Here is a 7,052-nt window from a genome sequence, read left to right as displayed (position 1 = left end):
AGCTATTTAGACATGCTACATCCAACGATCTTTTCTACGAACCCTGACTGGTTGAGGTTTCGGTTTCACGGCAAATAAAATCATTCCAATAAAGAAAACACCAATTGATAGAGGGATTTCCAGCACCGCAAGCGGCAATGCAAAGATAAAGCCCACAATCACGACACAAATCCCCATAATTTTGATATATCTCCGATCCATAGTTATCCTCTCCTTTTTAGATTTCAAGTATATCTAATTGGTTCTTAGCTGATACTTTCTTTTGATCAATAAACGAAACAATCAAATGCTGTGATTCTTTTTCCAGTGAAAAGGTCAAAGAATCATTTTTACGACTGACTTGGTGAATCGTCATATCCTTCAAAACTGATTTCAATTCTTCTAAGGGAAAGTCTAAGAAAGCTTTTTTAGGGATAAATAATTGTAGAACAGCTGTGTAATCTTTATAGCGCTGATCTTGAATCTCAAACTCAAGTGAATCTCGAATATAATACTCGAAAGCTGCCAGACCTTTGTCTAACGTTAACTCGGGGTATAAAATATGATAATTCATCATTCGTTCGCTTTCCTCATCAATCCAAGGAAAATAGGCCAGTGCATTCAGTCCACCTTTCATCCGGTTGACACGATACTGATCCGTTAAAGAATCATAGGTCCGCGTCACGAAATAAGAAGCATAATTTTTCTCAGTCGGCTGAAATTGTTCATTCTGATATTGAACCGTTTGAATCACCGTGTCATCAAAAGCAAATTCAATATAAGGTTGTTTCAGCAAACCAACCCCATTTGTATAGGCTAGTTGTGGGATTCCTAACTGATCACGAAACAATTGTTGGAATCCTAAATTTGCGACTTCTTTCCATTGGAAAGGATCTTTATAAAGTTCAAAGAAGACGCCGGAACCTAGCTCTGCCACCCGCTCAACTTGCTGAATTTCTAGTAACAGCTGTTTTGCAAATAATTTTTTATATGGCTCTCCCAAAAACAACCACCAACAAGCCGTTAAACAAACGCCTTTGTAGAACACGTCATAACCGGGAAAAGAATTACAATCCACAACCACGTCACCGTTTAGTCCCTTCATTTTTGGCAAAGCATGCGTTTCCTCTGCCGTTTCAAAGGAGCGTCGTTTATCGAGTTCGCTGGTATTATGGTACAAATATTCCTCATAAGAACGAATATAAGCAAAGAAGCCATGTTCAATTAGACGATTTTTGAGATAATCCAGGTAGACCGCTTCCCAATAATGGAAATTTGACTTTTGAATGATCCATTTCTCAAATAAAGTATCTCCCATTAGATGGACCGTTGCTTCTTCTGCTTCATTACTTAAGCGAAACCAAACATCTTCTTTCGTACCAAAACCTTCAATCATCTGACGCAGCTGATTTAGTTCGAATTCTTGCTCTTTTCCATTGATTGACATCTTATCCGGTTCCAGCAACAGACGGCTCATCACGAGCCAATCATTGATCTTTGATTGAATATCGACCGGGTTTAAACCATAAAGCTGGCTAACGCTATATAATCGCTGCTCTTTTTCCATCGCTTTCCCCTTTCTCATCCTTCTATTATAATTATAGCTTAAATATTATAAAAACCCTATGAAATTGATTGGTAACTTTTAAGAAATTGCATCCTATAATAATTTATGTTAAAAATAAAGATGGAGGTGTTCTCATGGGCCTAAAATTTGAAAAAACGGATGATTTGGACAAATTGTTTGAGTCATTTGTAGTTGATCCTGAAAAGAAAGTTCAAAAGAATGAGGAAATTGAAAAATTCTTAAAACCTAAAACTGAAAAAATAGATAAAAAAAAGGATCAGGCTTAATTTGCCTGATCCTTTTCGATTGCGGCTTCAATTGCTTGCCACGCTTCCTCTTTCCCCTGCTTTGTTTCAGATGAGAAAAGAATGAAGGTATCATTTGGATCAAAATCCAATTTTTTCTTGATCGCACTTGTGTGCTTATTCCATTTTCCACGAGGAATCTTGTCTGCCTTTGTAGCAACCACAATCACCGGGATATTATAGTATTTCAAAAATTCATACATTTGAATATCCTCTTTACTAGGATCGTGACGAACATCCACTAAGGAGACCACAGCCCGCAATTGTTTGCGGCTTGTAATGTAAGTCTCGATCATTTCGCCCCACTTTGCCCGTTCGGTTTTAGAAACCTTCGCATAACCATAACCAGGAACATCAACAAAATGTAAGGCATCCTCAATTAAATAAAAGTTCAGAGTCTGAGTCTTCCCGGGTTTTCCTGACGTACGCGCTAAATTTTTGCGATCAATCAACGTATTGATAAATGAGGACTTTCCGACATTCGAACGACCTGCTAGAGCAATCTCTGGCAAATCGGTTTCCGGATATTGTTTTGGTGAGACCGCACTGATCACGATCTCTGCATTATGCACTTTCATTCTTTCACGCCTTTCAAAAAGGGCCTGTGACAAAAGCCTTATCACAGCCCCTTTTTCCAAATAAACGGCACGGCACAAGTAGCCTCTTCAGAAACAAGTCGAAATTCCACAAAAATCTGAGTAACAATTTTCGAAGACTCCCTCTCATTTCTTGAAACTGACCACTTCTGCCACAACCTACACCTTGTTAACCTGCTTTTTTCTTATCGTTGTGATATTTGATAATTGGTTTTCCGATTCCTTCGACAGAATCTTTCGTAACGATAACTTTTTCAATCGTCTCATCGGAAGGAATATCAAACATAACATCCATCATGACATCTTCAATAATCGAACGCAAGCCTCGTGCTCCCGTATTACGAGCAATTGCTTTGTCTGCAATCGCATTAAGCGCATCACTGTCAAAAGACAATTCTGTATCGTCATAGGAAAGTAATTTTTGATATTGTTTAACCAACGCATTTTTAGGTTCCGTCAAAATCCGGACCAAATCTTCCGTTGTCAATTTCTCTAACGCAGTCGTAACCGGCAAACGTCCAATAAATTCAGGAATTAAACCAAATTTCAATAAATCTTCGGGAATGATTTGTTGCATGATACTTGCATCATCATCGATCTTTTTGTTATTCGTGCCAAAGCCGATCGTCTTTTCACCTAAACGGTTCTTCACGATCGTTTCGATGCCATCAAAGGCACCGCCAACGATAAACAAAATATTGGTCGTGTCGATTTGAATAAATTCTTGATGAGGATGTTTCCGTCCACCTTGGGGTGGTACGCTTGCCACGGTTCCCTCTAAAATTTTCAGTAAGGCCTGTTGGACCCCTTCACCTGAAACATCGCGGGTAATCGAAACATTTTCACTCTTGCGGGTGATCTTGTCGATTTCATCGATATAGATGATCCCTTTTTCTGCCCGTTCTACATTGTAGTCAGCCGCCTGCAATAATTTTAATAAAATATTTTCAACGTCTTCACCGACATAACCTGCTTCAGTTAAACTAGTGGCATCTGCGATCGCAAAAGGCACATTTAAGGTTCGAGCCAAGGTTTGCGCTAAAAAGGTCTTGCCTGAACCCGTTGGTCCAATTAAACAAATATTACTTTTTTGCAACTCGACTTCATCCAGATCCTCGTTTTCGGTATTGACACGTTTGTAGTGGTTGTAAACAGCAACGGATAAAGCTCGCTTCGCCCGATCTTGGCCGATGACATATTGATTTAAGACATCCAGCAATTCTTTGGGTTTTGGCACATCAATAAATTCACGAATCGCTTCTTCATGAAACTCTTCGTCGATAATTTCTTTACAAAGGTCAATACATTCATTACAAATGTATACTCCTGGACCTGCAACAACTTTTTTTACTTCTTCTTGAGTCTTTCCGCAAAATGAACAGCGGACTGTTTCACCTGCGCCTGTGCTTTCATACATGGCTGTCACCTCTTGTTTCATTCTCTACAAGTGTTTCCACGATTGCAGTCTTTATCTATAATACCATAAAGCAACTAAAAGACAAAGAAACCGCAAGCATTTTAAAAGGAATTCTAAAGAAAAAAGCCCTCGAAAAACGAGAGCTTTTGACTATTTAGCATACCAAGCGACACCTTCATATTTCCAGCCTTTTGATACTAAATTATTTTTTTCATTCACATTCAACGTATAGTGATGGGATCCGGCTTTGGCATTTGGATTATACAGACGTTGCAAAACATTTGATCCGCCCGAGTACCAGGAGATCCCTTCATAGCGCCAGCCTTTTTTGATTAAGTTATCCTTTTCATAAGCATGTAACGTGTAATGATGATCCCCCGCGTTGCGATTGTACAAACGGTACACCGGGCTTCCCGAAGTTGGTCCGTTCCAAGCGACACCTTCATAATTCCACCCTTTTGCTATTAAATTATTTTTTTCAACAGCATTTTGGGTATAAAAGTGCTCCCCACTATTCCGATTATATAAACGATACATTTGAACAGTATTAGCCGGCGGCGTTGGTGTAGATTGACTGCTGAATGTTCCAGTATAATCTGCATTAATATCAAAATTACCGTTAATCCCCGGGAAAGTTAGCTGCGCTGACCACTGCCAAGCACCATATTGCAAGTACAAATTCTCTTTTGGATAATATGGATAGGCCGCTACCCAAATATTTTTATTGCCAATCGTACTAGCATTAATGAGTGGATTTTTAGAGTCCAGCCAGTTTAAACCAATATAATGACGGACATTTTCATAGCCCAACGCTTTTAAGCGGTTCTCAAAGGCTTTAGAATTATTTGTATGATTTCCTTTGCCAGCAATTTGTGGTTCTTCAATATCGTTAACCATTACTGCACTAGTACTCAAACCAAATCTTTTGGCAGCTGCGGCAAAATAATTAGCTTCAGCAACCGCTTGAGCATCGTTAATGAACCAGCTGTAATGATACGCGGAGACTTTCAAGCCCGCCGCTTTGGCATTATTAATTTGTACTTGAGCGTAAGGATTGGTATAACTTGTGGCTTCAGTCAATTTCACCACGACTCCTGTGACACCATAACTTTTGATTTTTTGGAAATTCGCCACAGATATATTGCCATTATGAGACGAAATATCTATAAAATTCTTACTTGGCGTATTAGTGTTTGTGACCGAACTCGCTGGCACTGCTGAATATAATTGGATCGTTGGGTAAAGATCCGAGCGCCCTTTAGGTAAATTCATCGTCCCTTCAGGTGTTTCAATCTGTGTTTCAGGAACAGCCGGCTCTGCTGATTCAGAACTCGTCGTTTGATTATCTTCCATACTTTCTCTTGTTGCTTCAGTTGTTTGACTACTTAGTACACTTTGAGCTGGCTCTTCCGTTGAAAGATTGGTTTCGGTGGAGACAGTCGCAGCAACTGTCTGCGCTGTCTCTTCACTAGTTTCCGTGGAATTCTCCTCTGCAGAAACGACTGCTGAAAAACTTAAACTTAAAACAGTTAAAAAACATAATCCCCAAATTTTTTTCTTCATTGACTTCTCCTCAAAAGAATAACTTATAAATGACTCATCCAAGCATTCGTTTTATTTATTAATAATTTAATTTTATCAAACCTGACACTTATTTTGAAGGTATTCATCTAAAAGTTCTATAAAAAAACAGAAAATAAAGAGTTGATTGTTTCCCGTTTTTAACTCATAACAGGCCAAACAAAAAAGTATGCGGCACAATATTCCGTGCCGCATACTTAAAAAGTCACTATTAGCAATCTGCTAATAAAAAGTCAGTTACTTATTTTTCAACAGCTGTTCCAGTTACAAGTTCAACAGCTTTTTTCATTTTAATATCATGTTCTAACATGTCTTCTGTTAGGACACGACGAATTTGTTCTTCAGGCATTTGGTACATTTCAGCCAATTCTTTGATTTCTTTAGCAATATCTTCTTCAGAAGCTTCAATTTTTTCAGCTTCAACGATGGCTTCCATGACTAAGTTCGTCTTCACGCGATTTTCAGCTTCGCCTTCAAATTGAGTATGAAGATCTTCTTCAGTTGAACCTGTTAATTGATAATACATTTCTGGTGAGATTCCTTGACGTTGCATATTATTTAAAAATTCATCCATTGAACGATGAACTTCATCATGCACCATTACGTGTGGAAGTTCTACGATTTCAGCGTTTTCAACAGCTTGCTTGATGGCAGCTTCGTCTTTCGCTTCTTTCGCGCCTTCTTCTTTTTGTTTTGTCAATTCGTCACGATATTTTGCTTTTAATTCGTCTAAAGAATTTACTTCTTCGTCAACGTCTTTGGCAAAATCATCATCTAATTCTGGTAATTCTTTTGCTTTTACTTCATGGATAGTTACTTTGAAGACTGCTTCTTTACCAGCTAAGTCTTCTGCTTGGTAATCCTCAGGGAAAGTTACAGTTACGTCTAAGTTTTCACCAGCTTTATGACCAACTAATTGTTCTTCAAAACCAGGAATGAATGAGCCAGAACCTAATTCAAGTGAATAGTTTTCACCTTTGCCGCCTTCAAATGCTTCGTCACCGACGAAACCTTCAAAGTCAATAACCGTTGTGTCACCATTTTCAGCAGCTTCATCTTCTTTGATTACTAATTCTGCTTGTGATTCTTGTTCTGATTTCACACGAGCATCAACGTCTGCATCGGTTACTTCAACGTCTTGCTTAGGAACTTCTAGTTCTTTGTAGTCACCTAATTTTACTTCAGGTTTTACAGTAACTTCTGCTTTGATTACCCAAGCTTCGCCTTTTTCCATGCTGTCTACATCAATTTTTGGTTGAGAAACAGGATCGATTCCAGCTTCTTTAACCGCAGCTTCATAAGCAGCTGGCAAAACATCATTCAAAGCATCTTCGTATAACGCTTCTTCTCCATACATACGATTAAATACTTGGCGTGATACTTTACCTTTACGGAAGCCAGGTACGTTTAGATTTTTTTTCACTTTGTTGAATGCATTTGTTAATCCTTTTTGAATCTCAACTTGTTCAATTGAGAATGTTAACACACCATCATTGGTGCCTGTTTTTTCAAAATTTGCAGTCAAATTTATTCCCTCCGAATACTAATATACTTGCATTTTGCATACCATTAAATATTACACTACTGATTGTGAAATGTAAATATAA

The 7,052-nt window shown here is 38.4% G+C and carries 7 protein-coding genes; 1 reads left to right on the top strand and 6 read right to left on the bottom strand.

The window, feature by feature from the left end:
* Nucleotides 1-15: 15 nt before the first annotated feature.
* Nucleotides 16-201, bottom strand: coding sequence for a hypothetical protein (locus tag EP1_RS09895; protein WP_067626969.1), 186 nt, complete (start codon nt 199-201; stop codon nt 16-18).
* 16 nt (nt 202-217) lie between these two features.
* Nucleotides 218-1,546 (bottom strand): beta clamp domain-containing protein, encoded by a 1,329-nt coding sequence (locus EP1_RS09890; protein ID WP_067626967.1) that lies wholly within the window; start codon nt 1,544-1,546, stop codon nt 218-220.
* Nucleotides 1,547-1,680: 134 nt separating this feature from the next.
* On the opposite strand from EP1_RS09890, the gene EP1_RS13540 reads away from it, so the two are divergent.
* On the top strand, nt 1,681-1,833 hold the full coding sequence (locus EP1_RS13540; protein ID WP_167540751.1) for an SPJ_0845 family protein: 153 nt from the start codon (nt 1,681-1,683) through the stop codon (nt 1,831-1,833).
* On the opposite strand, the gene yihA is transcribed toward EP1_RS13540, so the two are convergent.
* From yihA to tig, 4 genes are all read right to left on the bottom strand, one after another.
* Nucleotides 1,830-2,429: a ribosome biogenesis GTP-binding protein YihA/YsxC gene (gene yihA / locus EP1_RS09885; RefSeq protein ID WP_067626965.1), complete on the bottom strand. Its 600-nt coding sequence runs from the start codon at nt 2,427-2,429 to the stop codon at nt 1,830-1,832. The genes EP1_RS13540 and yihA overlap by 4 nt on opposite strands.
* A gap of 187 nt (nt 2,430-2,616) precedes the next feature.
* Complete coding sequence (gene clpX / locus EP1_RS09880; protein WP_067626963.1) at nt 2,617-3,864, bottom strand: ATP-dependent Clp protease ATP-binding subunit ClpX; 1,248 nt, start codon at nt 3,862-3,864, stop codon at nt 2,617-2,619.
* Nucleotides 3,865-4,014: 150 nt separating this feature from the next.
* Nucleotides 4,015-5,427, bottom strand: coding sequence for a GH25 family lysozyme (locus EP1_RS09875; protein ID WP_067626960.1), 1,413 nt, complete (start codon nt 5,425-5,427; stop codon nt 4,015-4,017).
* Between the two features lie 259 nt (nt 5,428-5,686).
* Nucleotides 5,687-6,970, bottom strand: coding sequence for a trigger factor (gene tig / locus EP1_RS09870; RefSeq protein ID WP_067626958.1), 1,284 nt, complete (start codon nt 6,968-6,970; stop codon nt 5,687-5,689).
* Nucleotides 6,971-7,052 lie beyond the last annotated feature (82 nt).

Origin of the sequence: Enterococcus pseudoavium NBRC 100491, from assembly GCF_001544295.1 — a bacterium.
GTDB classification, from domain to species: Bacteria; Bacillota; Bacilli; order Lactobacillales; family Enterococcaceae; genus Enterococcus_A; species Enterococcus_A pseudoavium.
This window is presented reverse-complemented; position numbering and strand designations above follow the sequence as displayed.